The organism is Aliivibrio sifiae (assembly GCF_002954705.1).
GTDB classification, from domain to species: domain Bacteria; phylum Pseudomonadota; class Gammaproteobacteria; order Enterobacterales; family Vibrionaceae; genus Aliivibrio; species Aliivibrio sifiae_A.
Map to the genome: position 1 here is coordinate 775,750 of NZ_MSCO01000001.1, position 17,039 is coordinate 792,788.

Genomic DNA, 17,039 nt, shown 5'->3' on the forward strand with positions numbered 1-17,039 from the left:
TTGATACTTTTTCTCTTTTTATATTAAGGCAAGTAGATGTCTCACTTTAGAGTGCTTATTTTAAGTATCCTCCTTTCATTTTCTACTTACACTTATTCCTCGTCTGACAATACCATCTTTTATCCAATGCCAATTCATGCAGATGGACAATATATAACGGCTCAACAACTTTTCTTGCGTGATGATGGTGCTCTGTGGATGTATGACGTTTATGGACAAATGCATTTATTTGATGGCGCAAATATATTTACTTTGGGTAAACGAACAGACACTGAATTGCCAAAGCAAATTTCATTTTACGATAATAAATTTTGGTTCATTAAAGACAGCAAGATTCAATCTTGGTCCAATGATCAAGGTTTAAATGTTGAGTACATTCTTCCCAAAGAAAGTAACTTACTGAATATTAATCAAAGTTCAGGGGTGTTTTGGGGGAATAATAGTGAACAATTTTTTGTTTATGATCCCGAAAACGATGCTTTTTATACGGCAAATATTAATGAAGCTAATACCAGTGCCATACATGATGAGATAGCAATAACAAGTGCTATCTATATTGATAAACGTTGGGTTGTCTCTACCTCTGAGGGACTTTTTGAATTTGACACGGTAACTGAAAGTTTTACTCCCTTACATTTAGGGCAGTATATTGATGCTATTTTTTATTCAAAAGAAACTGGGCAAATAATTTTAGGGACACATGACAGTATTTGGATAGCCGAGTTAAACGGTAATGAGTTAAATATCCATAATAAATTTTCGAATGATCTTACTTTACTGTCTTTTGCTGAGACCAAATGTTCTTTTTGGTTTGGTACCGAGCAAGGTTTGTATAAGTGGAGTTTAGAAACGAAAAATTTAGAGTATTTTGAATCTGTCGTAAGGGATGATTATTCTCTCGAAGGAAATAAAATTTATGCACTATTATCTGATAATAATAATGGCGTATGGGTGGCCACTGATAATGGTGTGAGTTACTACTCTGATGGAAGTCGCTTGTTTACTAGAGCAAGGTATAAGGAAGCGAATGGACATCTTGATATTCATGAAATAACCGCGATACAACAGACACCAGGCCAATATTCTTGGCTCGGTACTTCTGTTGGTTTATTTCAATTAAATAATGCAGACATAACCTCTGGTCTTATAGAAGTAATGCCTTATTACATTAATGATTTATCTCGTGGTAATGATGTTATATGGGCAGCAACAACCTCTGGTATTTATAAGTTAGGAATAAACTCAAACAAGGTTAGCAGGGAGAGTGGGTTAGAGTCACTAGATAATGAGAATGTGGAACACCTCTTAATCGATACTTCTGGAATATTATGGTTTGCGAACTCTAAAGGGTTATATAAGTACGATTCTGCGACAAAGAAATTAACGTATTTAGGTTTTTATTGGGCATTAGAACAAAAATACTCAACTCAAATAACTCATATGTATGAAAATAAAAACGGCCAAATATTGATTGGAACCAATATGGGGCTCTATAGATATGAAAATGGAGCGTTAACCTTTGATTATGCGTATATCAGGGCCGGTAGTATTCTTGATATGGTGGATACAGAGTATGGAGACTCTTGGATTGTCAGTAATTATGGCTTACAGATCAGTGATGCTAAAGGTGGTCGAAATGACGTCGAATTATCTGCGGAATACACCACACCACATTGTGTATTATCAAGCAGTAATGGCGTGTGGTTAACATCAAGCAAAGGGCTTTCTTTATATACCCACCAAGGGCGTTTGACTAAACATTTTGGAAGCCAGAGAGGCTTAATCAATAATGAATTATTAACAGATTTGTGTTCAATCTCTGATAATGGAACCATGATGTTTGTTAGTAAAGATGGTTTGTTTTTTGCGGATGAACAGGAATTGCTAGAATATCAAATTACTAAGCCACATGTCGTTATCGGGCAAGTTAAAGTTGACCATAAGGCTGTCAGTTATGGCTCTGAGAAAAAACTTAAAACGCCAATACCTTATGAAGCCAGTATTTCTTTTTTATTTGGTATTCTTCCTGAGTTTCAAAACAAATTGTTCTCATATCAGCTTATTGGTTCAAGTGACGAGTCATGGCAGCACTTCGAAGGAAGTTCATTAATTTTTGATTCTTTAAAGCCGGGAAGGTATGTCTTACGGATAAAGCCTGATAATAATGGTCAAAGAAGAAGTAATATTACAGAGTTCTTGTTTTATGTTGAGGTTCCTTGGTTTTTAGCTCCATGGTTTATATTTTTGCTTTTTGGTGTCGCTATTTTTACTGTTTTAGGTATTTACTCATGGCGTTCAAAAGAAATTAAAAAAAGTAATGAGAAATTAAAGAAAAGTGTTGAAATAAAAACTAAGCAATTGAGTAACCAAGGTAAGGTATTGGTTTCAAGTAATCGTCAATTACAAAAATTATTGACGGTAAGACAACATGTAATTTCTGAAATGGCAGAGCAAGCACAACAGCCAATAAGAGATATCCAACATGATTTACAAAAGAAAGGGTCGCTAACAAACTTAGCGCTAGCCAATCAATGTGAATACAGTTTGTCTTTATTAAAGCAGTTGGCTCATATTGAACCATTAGTGATGCAACAGAAGAATAATAGAATTAACCAAGTATTATCAACCTTACTAAGAGCAGCGGTTAAGGGGTGGAAAGAGGAATACCACTTAAAGGGAGTGAATCTCTATTTAGAAGATTGCTCTAAAAACTGTTCTATTTTTGTTCAGCCTTTATTAATTGATGCAATTTTTAATAATGTATTATTTCATTTATTAAAAAGAAGTCAGTTTGGCGAGCAGGTGGTTATCCAAATTCATTGTGACGATAAAATAGTGACAACTCACTTTATCAGTGATGGTAAGTGCATTATAGATAGTGAACTTGAAGCGCTAAAAGGTGTGGATTTAACTCAAACTATAGAAGTAATACACCAAGCCTTAGGTCTGTCTTCTGTTAAACAGCTTACGGTACAAAATGGTGGACATTTTGAGGTTAAACAGAATGAATTAGGAAATAATGAGCTTGTTCTATCATGGCCTATCGCATTGGATACCTTCATAGATAAAGTACCGTTAGCGAAGTTTGGAGAGCAAATAAATGATGATGCTTATTTACATCAACGTTGGTTAATTGGTGTGTATAAAATTGTTGAAGATAATTATCGTAATCCTGCTTTTGGTACAAGCGCTGCGGCAAAAGAATTGTTTATTTCAGAGCGAAATTTCCAACGAAAATTTAAGCAGTTAACTCAACGCTCATTTATGGAGTATCTGATAGAAGTTAAGTTAGAAAAGGCGTGTGAGTTACTGATTTCAGGTTATAAGGTTGCAGATTCGGCCTTTGAATCAGGGTTTAATGATCCCTCTTATTTTAGTAAGCGATTTAAGCGTCATTATGGGTTATCTCCAACTCAATTTGTGAGTGAAAATGAAGATAAAGAAAGTGATGAATTGTAATAATTAAGAAGAGATTAACGAAAGAAAAAAAAGATCGTGACGTAGCCGGGGGGACTACGCCACGGGTGTCAATGACACCTTCGCTTGCTGCCGAGGTAAGAAGATTGCTCTCATTACCTCTATTAGAATAAAAGATTAAGAGGTCTCCCTCTCGATGAAATAACTATACCTCCACCATTCTTATTTTACATATCAAAATAACGACAATGTATTAGTACAAAAGCGACATTTGATTTATTTTTTGTTAAGTATTTGATTTTTAATTAATTTTATTTTATTGTCGCTTTTGTCCTGTTTTGGTTTATTTTTGACGTCAATTTTAACTGTTCTGTAATTAACGTAATTGACGTAGTAATGGAAGCGGTGTCACATAAAGATGTTTTTCATAAAACCCCTCTATTTTATGAGAGTTTTGTCAATTTACTGACAAAAATTGATTTAGCGCAAGATAAAACTGGCTGTTAGCGATAGAATGAAACGAAATAATAATGATTCTCACTATCGTGGAGCTTTAGATGAACTTAGCGCAATTAGAAAGCGGAAAAAGAGCCGTTGTAACAGATATGTCTTTATTACCAACAGACACTAGAAAAAAACTGATGGTAATGGGAATGCTTCCACATACTGAAATATCTATATTGCGTAAAGCACCAATGGGTGACCCATTACAAATTAGCGTAAGAGGCACATCTCTTGCCATTCGTAAAAATTTAGCAGAACAAATTACAGTTAAGGAATTATAAAAATGCAGTATCAAGTACTAACTGTAGGTAATCCAAACAGCGGTAAAACAACCTTGTTTAATGGCCTTACTGGTGCAAAGCAGCAAGTAGGTAATTGGGCGGGGGTAACCGTTGAGAAAAAAATAGGCCGTTATACCTGTTCTGGTGATGAATTCTTATTGACGGACTTACCTGGCATCTATGCATTGGATAGCGGTAATGATGTTAACAGCCTTGATGAAACAATCGCTTCTCGTGCAGTGCTAACACATGATGCCGATGTCATAATTAATGTCGTAGATGCGTCTTGTTTAGAGCGCAGCTTATATATGACATTGCAATTACGTGAGTTGGGTCGCCCAATGATCGTTGTGCTTAATAAGATGGATGTATTAAAACGTCAGCGTCAGGTATTGGATATTAAAGGACTAGAAAAGAAACTAGGTTGCCCTGTACTTGCACTTTCTGCAAACAACAATGGTCAAGTTCATAAGTTTAAAGAAAAATTACATAAATCTATTGCTCAAGGCATAAAAATGACTTCGCTTGAGTTAACGTATGGCGAGCAAGTTGAGACAGCAATAGAAGAAGCTTCATCATTATTTACAAGTGATTACGGATCAAGTCGTTCTCTGGCAATTCGAGCATTAGAAAATGATGCATTAGTATTGAATGGATTAGAAGTAGAAAAAAGAAATGCAGTGGCTAATATCGCTAATGTATTAACCACGCAAGTCGAAGCTGATTTTCATATTGCGGATTGTCGATACACATTTTTACATCAATTATGTCAGCAATTACGTCGCCAGGAAGGTGGTTTAAGCCACAGTGTTAGTGAGAAAATTGACCGTGTAATTTTGAATAAATGGGTCGGTATTCCTTTCTTTTTCTTTGTCATGTACCTGATGTTTATGTTTTCTATTAACATTGGTAGTGCATTTATTGATTTTTTTGATATTGGCGTTGGCGCACTACTGGTTGATGGCAGCCACTATTTATTAGATGGCCATTTACCTGTTTGGTTAGTTACACTTATCGCTGATGGTGTTGGTGGTGGTATTCAAACCGTAGCGACATTTATTCCTGTTATCGGTTGTTTATACTTATTCCTATCTCTACTTGAAAGCTCTGGTTATATGGCTCGTGCTGCTTTTGTGCTTGATAAAGTAATGCAGAAGATTGGTTTACCAGGTAAAGCGTTTGTTCCTTTGGTTCTAGGCTTTGGTTGTAACGTTCCTGCTATTATGGCGACTCGTACGTTAGAGCAAGAGCGTGAACGTAAACTGGCAGCATCAATGGCTCCATTTATGTCATGTGGTGCACGTCTTCCTGTTTATGCTTTGTTTGCTGCAGCTTTCTTCCCAGAAAATGGTCAGAACGTGGTATTTGGTTTGTATTTCTTAGGTATTTTAGCTGCTGTATTCACTGGCTTGCTATTGAAGCACACAATCTATCCAGGCCGTAGTGATACGTTCATCATGGAAATTCCAGATTATGAATTTCCAACAATACGTAACATCATGATTAAAACATGGCAAAAGCTGAAGCGCTTTGTTCTTGGTGCAGGTAAAACGATTGTTGTTGTTGTAACTATTTTAAGTTTCTTTAACTCATTGGGTATGGATGGTTCATTTGGTAATGAAGACAGTGAAAACTCTGTATTATCAAAAGCAGCTCAAATTGTAACTCCAGTATTAGCGCCAATTGGTATTCAAGAAGATAACTGGCCAGCAACTGTGGGTATTATTACCGGTATTTTTGCAAAAGAAGCCGTAGTTGGTACATTAAACAGCTTATATTCAGATCCAGCTGATGAAGGTGCTGAGTTTGATTTAATGGCAAGTCTTGAAGAAGCAGTGATGTCTATTCCTGACAATCTATCAGGTCTAAGCTATTCAGATCCATTAGGTGTTGAAGTGGGTGACTTAACAGACTCTAGTGCTGTTGCTGAAGACCAAGGTGTTGCTGATTCAATCTTTGGTAATTTACAAGCTCACTTTGTGACAAGCGCAAGTGCGATGGCTTACTTAATCTTTATTCTGCTTTACACTCCATGTGTGGCTGCAATGGGTGCGTATATGCGTGAGTTTGGTCGTCAGTACTCTTACTTTATTGCGGGCTGGACAATGCTATTAGCTTACGTATCAGCAACGCTGTATTACCAAATTGCGAATTTCTCTAATGCACCAATGACAAGCAGCATGTGGATTGCAATTTCGCTAATCGCAATGGCTGTTACTTATTTGGCCTTGAAACATAAGAGTAAAGAAGTAGAGCAACAAGAGGCTGCCTTAGTATGATTTTAACAGAGCTTAAACAGTACATTGATGAACAAGGTCGAGTTGAACGCATTACTTTAGCTAAGAAGTTCAGTATGAGTGAAGATGGTGTCGATGCAATGCTTGAGCTCTGGGTGAAGAAAGGAAAGTTAACTCGTGAGCTTATTGGTTGTGACAAGACTCAGTGTTGCCAAGAGGCTGAACGCGTCTGGTATCGCCCTGTATACAAAGATGAGTTAATGACCACTTACATACGATAATCATTTAACGATTAAAGTGATAAATAAAAACGAGAGCCAATTGGTTCTCGTTTTTTTATGGGTTGAACAGACACAAAAAAAAGACACGCAATTTTCATCGCGTGTCTTTCTATTTTCGTTAACTAAACTCTATTACTAGAGCATAAAATTAGTTAATTACTTTTTCTTCAGCTTGCTCAGCTTGAGAAGCTTGGATAGCCGTTAGAGCTACAGTATAAACGATATCGTCTACTAGAGCGCCACGAGACAAGTCATTTACTGGCTTGCGCATACCTTGAAGCATTGGACCGATAGATACTAGGTCAGCAGAACGTTGAACGGCTTTGTATGTTGTGTTACCAGTGTTTAGGTCTGGGAATACAAATACAGTCGCTTTACCTGCAACAGGAGAGTTAGGTGCTTTAGAGGCAGCTACGTTTTCCATGATTGCAGCATCGTACTGTAGAGGACCATCGATCATTAGATCAGGACGTTTTGCTTGAGCAAGTTTTGTTGCTTCACGTACTTTATCAACGTCTGCACCCTTACCAGATTCACCAGTAGAGTAAGAGATCATTGCAACGCGAGGATCGATACCAAATGCCGCTGCAGAGTCAGCAGATTGGATAGCGATTTCAGCAAGTTGCTCAGCTGTTGGATCAGGGTTGATCGCACAGTCACCGTATACAAGAACTTGATCAGGCAGAAGCATGAAGAAGATTGAAGATACGATAGAAGCATCAGGTGCTGTTTTGATGATTTGGAACGGAGGAACGATAGTGTTTGCTGTGGTATGAACCGCACCAGACACAAGACCGTCAACTTCGCCTGCTTCCAGCATCATAGTACCAAGGAATACAGAATCTTGTAGTTTCTCACGAGCTACAACTTCAGTCATACCTTTCGCGCCACGTAGTTCAACTAAACGAGCAATGTAGTTTTCACGTACTGCTTCAGAATCGATGATCTCAACGCCAGCACCAAGTTCAACACCTTGTTGTGCTGCAACACGACGAATTTCTTCTGGGTTACCAAGAAGAACACAAGTCGCGATACCACGTTCAGCACAGATAGCCGCAGCTTTAACTGTACGAGGTTCATCACCTTCAGGAAGAACGATACGCTTAGCCGCTTTACGAGCAAATTCAGTTAACTGGTAACGGAATGCTGGTGGGCTTAGACGACGGATGCCTTCAGTACCTTCAGATAGAGAGTCAATCCAAGGGCCGTCAATGTGGCTAGCAACGTGTTCGTTAACAAACTCAATACGCTCTTTATCATCTGCAGGAACTTCAAGGCTGAAGCTTTGTAGATTAAGAGAAGTCTGCCAAGTGTTACCTTGAGCTGTGAAGATTGGAAGACCAGCATCTAGTGCAGGCTTACAAAGTTCAGCGATTGATTTAGGGATCTCGTAACCACCAGTTAGTAAGATAGCACCGATTTCAACGCCGTTCATTGCAGCAAGACATGCAGCAACAATAACGTCAGGACGGTCAGCAGAAGTTACTAAAAGAGAACCTGGTTTGAAGTGCTCAATCATGTGCGGAAGAGAACGTGCACAGAAAGTGATGCTCTTAATACGACGAGTCGCGATTTCACCTTCGTTAATGATTTCAGCATTAAGGTGCTTAGCCATATCGATAGCACGCGTAGCGATTAGATCGATTTTCCAAGGCACACAACCAAGAACACGAATAGGGCTAGAGTTGAAGATTTGCATTACTTCAAGATTAGTCTTAGTCGTTGCATCTGCATCATCGAAGATTTCAGATAGATCAGGGCGAGTACGACCAGCTTCATCAACAGGTGCATTTAGCTTGTTGATGATAACGCCAGCGATTTGTTTGTTCTTAGTGCCGCCGAAGTTAGAACATGCTACTTCGATACGCTCTTTAAGTTGAGAAGGATTATCTGTACCAGGAGTAGCTACAAACACAATCTCAGCGCCCAGTGTTTTTGCGATTTCACCATTTAATTGGTTAGCAAATGGGTGCTTACGAGTAGGAACAAGACCTTCGATAAGCGTCACATCAGTGTCTTCACTGATTGACTTATAACGAGCAACGATTTCTTCTAAAAGAACATCAGTTTGATCGTTACGTAGAAGTTCTTCTGCACGAGAAACTGTTGTAGGTTCTGCTGCTTTAATATCACTACTGCTAGTCACAATTGAAGTAGTTAGATCAGGTTGATCACCACCGTGACGAGGTTGAGAGATAGGTTTGTAAAAAGAAACGCTTACGCCTTTACGTTCCATAGAACGTAAAACACCCAAACTTGCGCTAGTTAGACCAACACCAGCACTGATTGGAACAAGCATAATAGTACGAGACATGGAAGATTCCTCTACACTATTGGGGCAAGAGACCTTATTGAAAAAAATAAAGCCATAGAAAGAAAAAAGGCTAACCTAATGGCTAGCCTTTTAGGAGATATATTATAGACCAGTTAATTTAGCTGTGTCTTCTGCGATTACTAGCTCTTCGTTAGTAGAGATAACCATTGCAGGGATGCGGCTGTTTGCTGTCGTGATAGTACCTTCACCACCGAAACGCGCTTTAAGGTTAGCTTCGCCATCAACTTCGATACCGAAGATACCTAGACGGTTAAGAACCATTTCACGGATTGGAGCAGAGTTTTCACCGATGCCGCCTGTGAAAGTGATTGCGTCTAAACGACCTTCTAGAGTTGCTGTGTAACCTGCAACGTATTTAGCTAGACGGTGACAGAATACATCCATCGCACGAGTTGCTTCTTCTTTCTCGCCGTAGTTGTCTTCAACGAAACGACAGTCAGAAGTCACTTGAGTTAGACCTTGTAGGCCAGACTCTTTAGTTAGCATGTTGTTGATTTGCTCAACAGAGTAACCTAGTGCGTCATGTAGGTGGAAAACGATAGCAGGATCGATATCACCACAACGCGTACCCATTACTAGACCTTCAAGAGGAGTAAGACCCATAGAAGTATCTACAGATTCACCGTTCTTGATAGCACATACAGATGCGCCGTTACCTAGATGACAGTTGATGATGTTAACTTCTTCAACTGGCTTGTTTAGTAGACCAGCAACTTCACGAGTGATGAACAGGTGAGAAGTACCGTGCATGCCGTAACGACGGATACCGTGATCTGTGTATAGATTGTACGGTAGAGCGTATAGGTAAGATTCAGCAGGCATTGTTTGGTGGAATGCAGTGTCAAATACAGCAACGTTCTGAAGATCAGGGAAGTTTGTTTTAGCAGCTTCGATACCGATGATGTGAGCAGGGTTATGAAGAGGTGCAAAAGTTGCAGCGTCTTGAATACCTTTAAGTACTTCGTCAGTGATAAGTGCTGACTTAGTAAATTGCTCGCCACCGTGTACGATACGGTGACCGATAGCGCCTAGGTTAGCTTTAAGCTCTGGCTTAGAAGCAAGGATAGTTTCTACCATAAATGATAGAGCTTCTACGTGTGCAGCGCCTGCACCTAGTTGAGCTTCGTGTTTGCCATCAAGTTTCCACTTCATACGAGCTTCAGGAAGACCAAGACACTCAGCAAGACCAGTTAAGTGCTCTGCACCAGATTCTGCGTCAACAACCGCAAATTTAAGAGAAGAACTACCGCAGTTTAAAACTAAAACCAGCTTAGACATGTATAAATACCTATTTATTCATCAGTAATTAAAGTTATGTCGTAGTGACATAACAATGACAAATGCAGTTAATTTGAAAATTATTACCGCATTTGCATAAAAAAGTTGGCTATCCTTAGAAAGAGCATTACAGCAGTCCTTGCCGATTTATCCTTTTTTAGCTTATAGTAGAACTACAGCAAAAAATAAATCAGCGCATAGGATAACGATTGTGCGCTAAGATAACAAAAATATTTTAAGATAATATTAATTCTAATCAAGTTTATTCTGTGTTTTTTTGAATATTTAAACTTTTGTTTAGAAATTAAGGGGGCAATATGAGTGAAAGCGGTTTTCTATTCCGATTTCGAGATGGCCAAACCTACATGGATACATGGCCTGAACGAAAAGAGTTAGCTCCAATGTTCCCAGAACATCGTGTAATTAAAGCAACGAAGTTTGCTGTAAAGGTTATGCCTGCTGTTGCTGTTATTAGTGTTCTTACCCAAATGACCTTCAATAATACAGCAGGGTTACCTCAAGCTATCATTATTGCGTTATTCGCATTGAGCATGCCATTGCAAGGTTTTTGGTGGTTAGGTAATCGAGCGAATACAAAATTACCACCTGCGCTCGCGAGTTGGTACCGAGAGTTATATCAAAAAATTATAGAGTCAGGGGCTGCATTAGAGCCAATGAAGAGCCAACCACGATACAAAGAGTTAGCGAATATTTTGAATAAAGCATTCAAGCAGTTAGATAAAACGGCTTTAGAACGTTGGTTTTAATATTCCCTTACATAAATTTTGTGTAATAAAAAAGGAGCTAAAATTAGCTCCTTTTTTGATCTTCTTTTATCAATACTCTGAATATACAAATACCCAGCGTATTAAAATAAGGAATTACATACGCTCTAGCGTTTCAATACCTAATAAGTCTAGACCTTGCTTGATCGTTTTAGCTGTTAATGCAGCTAGTTTCAAGCGGCTTTGTTTAACAGCTTCGTCTTCGTTGTTGAGGATAGGGCATGCTTCGTAGAAGCTAGAGAACTGACCAGCAAGTTCAAATAGGTAAGCACACATTAAGTGAGGTTGACCTTCACTTGCCACTGCTTGAACTGCCTCTTCAAATTGCATTAATTTAGAAACAAGTGCTTTTTCTTTTTCATCAGTGATCTTAACTTCACCAGTTAACTCATCCATAGACAAGCCAGCTTTGCTGAAGATAGAAGCGACACGAGTGTAAGCATATTGCATGTAAGGCGCAGTGTTGCCTTCAAATGCAAGCATGTTATCCCAATCGAAGATGTAATCTGTCGTACGGTGTTTAGAAAGATCAGAATACTTAACCGCGGCCATTGCAACCGTAGTAGCAATCTTCGCTTTTTCTTCTGCTGATAGGTCTTTATTTTTCTCTTCGATTAGTGTTGTTGCGCGTTGTTCTGCTTCATCAAGAAGATCAGCCAGACGAACGGTACCACCGGCACGAGTTTTAAATGGACGACCATCTTTACCTAGCATCATACCAAAAGCGTGGTGTTCTAAAGATACGCTCTCAGGAACATAACCTGCTTTACGAACGATAGTCCATGCTTGCATTAGGTGTTGGTGTTGACGTGAGTCGATGAAGTAAAGAACGCGATCAGCATTCAATTCTTCGAAACGGTATTTAGCACAAGCGATATCTGTTGTTGTGTAAAGGAAGCCACCATCACGTTTTTGAACGATAACGCCCATTGGCTCGCCATCTTTGTTCTTATATTCGTCAAGGTAAACAACTTGAGCGCCATCACTCTCAACTGCTAGACCTTGTTTTTGAAGATCAGCAACGATTGGAGCAAGCATACTGTTATACATGCTTTCGCCCATTACGTTATCACGAGTAAGTGATACGTTTAGACGATCGTAGTTGCGTTGGTTTTGAACCATAGTAACGTCAACAAGTTTCTTCCACATCTCTGCGCAGAACTCATCGCCGCCTTGAAGTTTAACTACGTAACCACGGGCAGTTACGGCAAACTCTTCGTCTTCGTCATACAGTTTTTTAGATTCACGGTAGAAACCTTCAAGATCAGACAGCTCCATAGAAACTTCGCCTTTCTCTTTTTGGATGCGCTCAAGGTTTGCGATAAGCATACCAAATTGAGTACCCCAGTCACCGATGTGGTTAGCACGAGTAACGTTGTGGCCTAAAAACTCAAGAGTACGAACAACAGCATCGCCGATGATAGTTGAACGTAAGTGACCCACGTGCATTTCTTTTGCAACGTTTGGCGCAGAGTAATCGGCAACGATATTTTGTTGTTCTTCTTTAGCAACACCTAGGCGTTCATCAGCCAATGCGGCTTCTGCTTGTTGTGCTAGAAATTCTTCTGACAAGAAAATATTGATAAAGCCAGGGCCTGCAATTTCAGTTTTGCTAGCGATGCCATCAAGATCTAAAACATCCAGTACTTTCTGAGCAAATTCTCGTGGGTTTGTACCTAGTCGTTTAGCTACGCCCATTACGCCGTTAGCCTGGTAGTCACCAAATTGAGCTTTTGCAGATTGACGAACTGCGGCAGGGCTGCCTGCTGGCGCGCCGGCTGCTTCTAAGGCTTGAGAAACTTTGTCGTTAATAAGTGATTGAATATTCAAAGAGTTATCCTTCATATCGCTGTTAAACAGGAATGCTGTTGCATGGAAAGCAAAATAGTCGCTAATAATAGCAATAAAACAGGGGATATTTAATAGTTTCTGCTATTTTTTCTTAAGACTCTAAACATCAAGTAAAGAGGTTGATACAATTCGGTTTCTCTTTTTTACCGTTAGGTTGCCTTCATGTCATCGTTATTATTAAAACAACAACAATTAGAGCCTCAGCAGTTAATTAATGCGTTACCTGTGTTTATGGATAGAATTCAAAGCTTACTTGATGTGTTGGGATTAGATCTTACTGACTATCAAGCTGATCATATTGCGTTACGAATTAATGATCGAGACGTGGCAGAAGCAGCTCATCAAGCGTGGTTACAACAAGCAGAAGAATGGTCAAATAACGAGATCAATGGTCGTCCAATTATCGCTCTAGGTTTTAATCAACCTATACAGGTTAGTGGTTGGCCTATTGAATGTTTAGAGTTGCCATATCCTGGTGAAAAAAGTTATCCGCAGCAAGGTTGGGAGCATGTAGAGTGGGTCATCCCATGCGATGTTAATTCTCAAGAAGCGTTTTTGGAATATGTATTTAAAACGTTTCCAATGTTAGAAGAGAAGTGGGAGAGCTTGGCGTCTTTAGGCGTTAAAGTAAAACAGAGTTGTCCATCGGGTGATGCAGAGCGAATTGCAAATTATACCGTTGCTTTTAAATATCAAGGTGTGTGTATAAAGCTTCATCCACATAGCCTCAAAGCGGTTATCGAGAGTGAGCAGGCATAAGGCTGATATCTCAAAAATATAAAAGGCACCCAATCTAGAGGTTGGATGCCTTTTTTTATCATGGAGTGAGTATTGAATTATTTAATTAATGGCTTACATAATTCAGCGATCACTTTTAAACGGCGTTCTGGTTCAGCAACAAAAGGATTCTCTTCATCCCACGCATAACCCGCCAAAATAGCGCTGATCATTTGTTTAATTTTTGGATTAGGGTCTTCGTGAAAAATAACGTTTTGGAAAGTTCCTTCATACCACCCTTCAACATAACAACGAAATGTATTTACGCCCTTCATTAGTTTGTCTGAATAATCAACTTGCCAATTAACCTCTTCTTGATTGAACTGTTTAACCAATAACTCTGCTGCTAACTCTGCTGATTTCATCGCAATGGTTACACCAGAAGAAAATACAGGATCAAGAAATTCTCCCGCATTACCTAAAAGAGCAAAGTTACGATCAAACAGCTTGGTCACATTCGCAGAGTAACCCATAATTTGACCTGATGGGTTTGGGTACTCGGCATTGGCAAGTAATTGCTTGAGGTTGTTATCCTCAGTTGCCAATTGCTTTAATGCCTGGAGATTATCGCTAGGGTAATCTGCAAAAAACTCAGGCTCACCAACGACACCAAAAGAGCAAGTCCCATTACTGAATGGAATTAACCAATACCACACTTGTGTGTTGGTTGGGTGTACAGAGATAAGGATTTTATTTCTGTCATAGTTAATGTCAGTAATATTATCATTGATATGAGTAAAAATAGCTTTTCGTGGTGGAAGACAGGAAGGTTCTTCAAGATCTAGTAGCTTCGGTAACACACGCCCAAACCCACTTGCATCTAATACAAAATCAGCTTCAATTTGATAAGGGGTACCATCGCTATCTAAAACAGAAAGCAGTGCTTTAGTTTGAGATACATCAACATCAGTAATTTCATGTTGGTAGCGGATCTCAACCCCTTGCACTTCTGCGCTATCTGCCAGCACTTTATCAAAGTTACCACGTTGAACTTGATAGGTGGTTCCAGCACCCTTTGAAAATTTATCTGTAAAATCAAATGAGGTAAATGTACTGTCAAAATGGAAAGCAGCACCATCTTTATATTGGAAATTAGCTTTTTTTACTGCTTCAAGCATTCCTGCCTTTTTTATCGACTCCATGCAAGCAGGAAGTAAACTTTCCCCGATTGAAAAGCGAGGAAATGTCGATTTTTCTAAAATAACACAATCAATATTATGTTTTTTTAATAGTGCAGCAGCAATAGCCCCTGATGGCCCAGCACCAATGATGGCAACTTGGGTTGATTGTGGTGATAGCACAAGCGCTCCTAATCAAGACAAAAATCATCACTTTAAGTTGCGAAAAGAGACTAAAGTGATGATGAAAAATATTTATAATAGTTATGGACGTATTAATTAAAAATAGGATTATTTAGCACGAAGTTCCAGTAATGTATGACCTAAGCCAATATTATCGGTTTGCTCAGCCACAGCAAATCCCGCTTCTTCGATAATTTCCAAGAAATCACTGCAGCGATAGAAGCGACTATTACCGTTTGCTAAACAGGTAAAATATAAAGAAGTCGCATTTAAGCTGTATGACGCAGCATCGTATTTTTGTGCGTCCCAAAATAATTCTAAGATATATACCTTAGCGCCATCCGACATTGCTGCACGTACGCGTTTTAGGATACTTAAAATTTCCATAGGAGAGAAGCAATCTAAAAACTGACTCATCCACCATACATCAGCCCCTTGAGGTAATGGCAGGGTTTTATCAAGCATATTGGTAGGGTGTCCGTTAATACGATCAGCAAAACCTTGTTGCTTTGCATTTTTTAATGCCATTTCAATTTGCTGTGGAAGGTCAATAATCGTTACTTCAACATCTTTATCGTAATTACAGCACTGTAAGGCCCATTTACCCGTGTTACCGCCGATATCAAAAAGACGTTTTGGTTTTTGACTTAATACTTTTTCTAATAAAATAGGGAATGAACGGTCAGAATAGAAATGATCAAACTTAAACCAACTTTCTTTTGCTTTCTCAGGTAATCGAGATAAGCCTTCGTAAATCGTTGGCCAGTCCCCAAGCTCTTTTAAGCCCGCAGGAGTGCCTTCTTGAATTGCTTCGGTTAGGTGCATCATTGCAGCGTAACAAACATCCGCGGTGAAATCTAAATTAGCATTAGTCATGCCGTCGTGTAATAAAAAGTGACCTAAGTTGGCAAGGATATAATTAGGCTCATTCCATGTCACGATATGTGCGCTAAGTGCCATATCAAGAAGAACTTTAACACCGTATTCAGACACGCCAGTATCTTCTACTAGTTGTTTTGCGTTTAGACCTTGGCTTGCTGCTTTATCAAGTGCTGCGAGGATACCAAGATCTCTAAGTGTACGAGCGGTATGGAAAACGATAGGGGCAAAAGACAGTTTTTGAGCTTCAGTCTTGGCTTCTAGTGCGTTGAAAGGGTCATTTTTATATTGAGTCACGAAATTAACCATATTATTAGAAGATGAATGGATCATATCAGGGGTTTAAAGTGAAACTTTGTTCAAAAGCAAGAAACCACCGATATGAAATAAAGAACAGTCGATTAATCAACGATATTAGAAACGAGATTATCTTTGAATTCGACTCTGAATGTATTAAATCGGTTTTTCCAATATAGCCATTCATCACTATTTAAATCTGGAGTTTTATGTTCTGGTGGGAAGCCGATCGCATATTTCACCCCTTCTTTTGTCATGCCTTCTTTGGCAATACCTTCTTTGATCCCTTGCTGGTCTAATATACTGAGTTTTTGTATTTTTGAGGTGTTACATTCTGTACCAAAATAGTGACTTAAATACGTTGAAAAGTCAGGAGATGAGCTGTGTTTATCAAGAACGTATTGTCCATCAGCCCCGTCTATTTTAAAGGTAAGGCGCTTGTTTTGAACATTAACTATATCTACTTTTGTGCATAATGGTATTAAACCATCTTGTTGATAATTAACCGAATAAAGCTTAAGTCGGCTAGCGTCTGGGTGCAAGTTTACCAAAGTATAAACTTGCTTGTTGGTTTGTAATAAATCATCACCAGTTTTAGCATCATTTAATGTCATAACATTGGTACATCCGGATAAAAATAATAAGCCACTCGTTAGCAATAATGGTGCTGAAATTTTCATCGTTAATATCCTTTAATTATCTATTTTTATGTTTTTTTACAGAATGGCTTGCCGTTTTTGTATTTGCGCCAAGTCACTGAATTCATATATCCTATACGAGTAGAGTTACAAAATGTAATGTTTTTACTATTAGTGG

General features: G+C 38.8%; 12 protein-coding genes. 6 read left to right on the forward strand and 6 right to left on the reverse strand.

Annotated elements, in window-relative coordinates; translation table 11 throughout:
- The first annotated feature begins 36 nt into the window (after window positions 1-36).
- The 4 genes from BTO22_RS03550 (at window position 37) to BTO22_RS03565 (ending at window position 6,720) form a co-directional block, all read left to right on the forward strand.
- The gene (locus BTO22_RS03550) at window positions 37-3,459 is read left to right on the forward strand and encodes an AraC family transcriptional regulator (protein ID WP_105054296.1); all 3,423 of its coding nucleotides are present in this window, start codon (window positions 37-39) and stop codon (window positions 3,457-3,459) included.
- Between the two features lie 515 nt (window positions 3,460-3,974).
- The gene (locus BTO22_RS03555) at window positions 3,975-4,202 is read left to right on the forward strand and encodes a FeoA family protein (protein WP_105054297.1); all 228 of its coding nucleotides are present in this window, start codon (window positions 3,975-3,977) and stop codon (window positions 4,200-4,202) included.
- Window positions 4,203-4,204: 2 nt separating this feature from the next.
- Window positions 4,205-6,481: a Fe(2+) transporter permease subunit FeoB gene (feoB, locus tag BTO22_RS03560; protein WP_105054298.1), complete on the forward strand. Its 2,277-nt coding sequence runs from the start codon at window positions 4,205-4,207 to the stop codon at window positions 6,479-6,481.
- Window positions 6,478-6,720 carry a FeoC-like transcriptional regulator gene (locus BTO22_RS03565; protein ID WP_045101571.1) on the forward strand — a complete coding sequence of 81 codons (243 nt, stop codon included), beginning with the start codon at window positions 6,478-6,480 and terminating at the stop codon, window positions 6,718-6,720. Before feoB ends, BTO22_RS03565 begins: the two co-directional genes overlap by 4 nt.
- Window positions 6,721-6,868: 148 nt before the next feature.
- On the opposite strand, the gene pta is transcribed toward BTO22_RS03565, so the two are convergent.
- Together pta and BTO22_RS03575 are read right to left on the reverse strand one after the other, a co-directional pair.
- Window positions 6,869-9,034, reverse strand: coding sequence for a phosphate acetyltransferase (pta, locus tag BTO22_RS03570; protein WP_105054299.1), 2,166 nt, complete (start codon window positions 9,032-9,034; stop codon window positions 6,869-6,871).
- A 102-nt stretch (window positions 9,035-9,136) separates the two neighbouring features.
- Window positions 9,137-10,333 (reverse strand): acetate kinase, encoded by a 1,197-nt coding sequence (locus BTO22_RS03575; RefSeq protein ID WP_105054300.1) that lies wholly within the window; start codon window positions 10,331-10,333, stop codon window positions 9,137-9,139.
- A gap of 317 nt (window positions 10,334-10,650) precedes the next feature.
- On the opposite strand from BTO22_RS03575, the gene yfbV reads away from it, so the two are divergent.
- Window positions 10,651-11,100: a terminus macrodomain insulation protein YfbV gene (yfbV, locus tag BTO22_RS03580; protein WP_105054301.1), complete on the forward strand. Its 450-nt coding sequence runs from the start codon at window positions 10,651-10,653 to the stop codon at window positions 11,098-11,100.
- Window positions 11,101-11,214: 114 nt separating this feature from the next.
- Here the strand turns inward: yfbV and argS are convergent, their stop codons facing one another.
- Window positions 11,215-12,948, reverse strand: a complete 1,734-nt coding sequence (gene argS / locus BTO22_RS03585) for an arginine--tRNA ligase (protein ID WP_105054302.1) — start codon at window positions 12,946-12,948, stop codon at window positions 11,215-11,217.
- Between the two features lie 183 nt (window positions 12,949-13,131).
- Between argS and BTO22_RS03590 the strand changes: the two genes are divergently transcribed.
- Entirely contained in the window at window positions 13,132-13,728 is a 597-nt protein-coding gene (locus BTO22_RS03590; RefSeq protein ID WP_105054303.1) for a VOC family protein, read from the forward strand.
- A gap of 77 nt (window positions 13,729-13,805) precedes the next feature.
- Here BTO22_RS03590 and BTO22_RS03595 read toward each other — a convergent pair whose 3' ends face one another.
- The 3 genes from BTO22_RS03595 to BTO22_RS03605 all read right to left on the reverse strand — a co-directional run bounded on the left by BTO22_RS03595 (window position 13,806) and on the right by BTO22_RS03605 (window position 16,903).
- Window positions 13,806-15,047, reverse strand: a complete 1,242-nt coding sequence (locus BTO22_RS03595; RefSeq protein ID WP_105054304.1) for an NAD(P)/FAD-dependent oxidoreductase — start codon at window positions 15,045-15,047, stop codon at window positions 13,806-13,808.
- 108 nt (window positions 15,048-15,155) lie between these two features.
- Window positions 15,156-16,223: a methyltransferase gene (locus BTO22_RS03600; RefSeq protein ID WP_105054305.1), complete on the reverse strand. Its 1,068-nt coding sequence runs from the start codon at window positions 16,221-16,223 to the stop codon at window positions 15,156-15,158.
- A gap of 104 nt (window positions 16,224-16,327) precedes the next feature.
- The gene (locus tag BTO22_RS03605) at window positions 16,328-16,903 is read right to left on the reverse strand and encodes a hypothetical protein (protein ID WP_105054306.1); all 576 of its coding nucleotides are present in this window, start codon (window positions 16,901-16,903) and stop codon (window positions 16,328-16,330) included.
- Between the last annotated feature and the right edge of the window lie 136 nt (window positions 16,904-17,039).

Coding starts and splice junctions, on each gene's coding strand:
- BTO22_RS03550 (WP_105054296.1), top strand. CDS start 37: ATGTCTCACTTTAGAGTGCTTATTTTAAGTATCCTCCTTTCATTTTCT.
- BTO22_RS03555 (WP_105054297.1), top strand. CDS start 3,975: ATGAACTTAGCGCAATTAGAAAGCGGAAAAAGAGCCGTTGTAACAGAT.
- feoB (WP_105054298.1), top strand. CDS start 4,205: ATGCAGTATCAAGTACTAACTGTAGGTAATCCAAACAGCGGTAAAACA.
- BTO22_RS03565 (WP_045101571.1), top strand. CDS start 6,478: ATGATTTTAACAGAGCTTAAACAGTACATTGATGAACAAGGTCGAGTT.
- pta (WP_105054299.1), bottom strand. CDS start 9,034: ATGTCTCGTACTATTATGCTTGTTCCAATCAGTGCTGGTGTTGGTCTA.
- BTO22_RS03575 (WP_105054300.1), bottom strand. CDS start 10,333: ATGTCTAAGCTGGTTTTAGTTTTAAACTGCGGTAGTTCTTCTCTTAAA.
- yfbV (WP_105054301.1), top strand. CDS start 10,651: ATGAGTGAAAGCGGTTTTCTATTCCGATTTCGAGATGGCCAAACCTAC.
- BTO22_RS03590 (WP_105054303.1), top strand. CDS start 13,132: ATGTCATCGTTATTATTAAAACAACAACAATTAGAGCCTCAGCAGTTA.
- BTO22_RS03605 (WP_105054306.1), bottom strand. CDS start 16,903: ATGAAAATTTCAGCACCATTATTGCTAACGAGTGGCTTATTATTTTTA.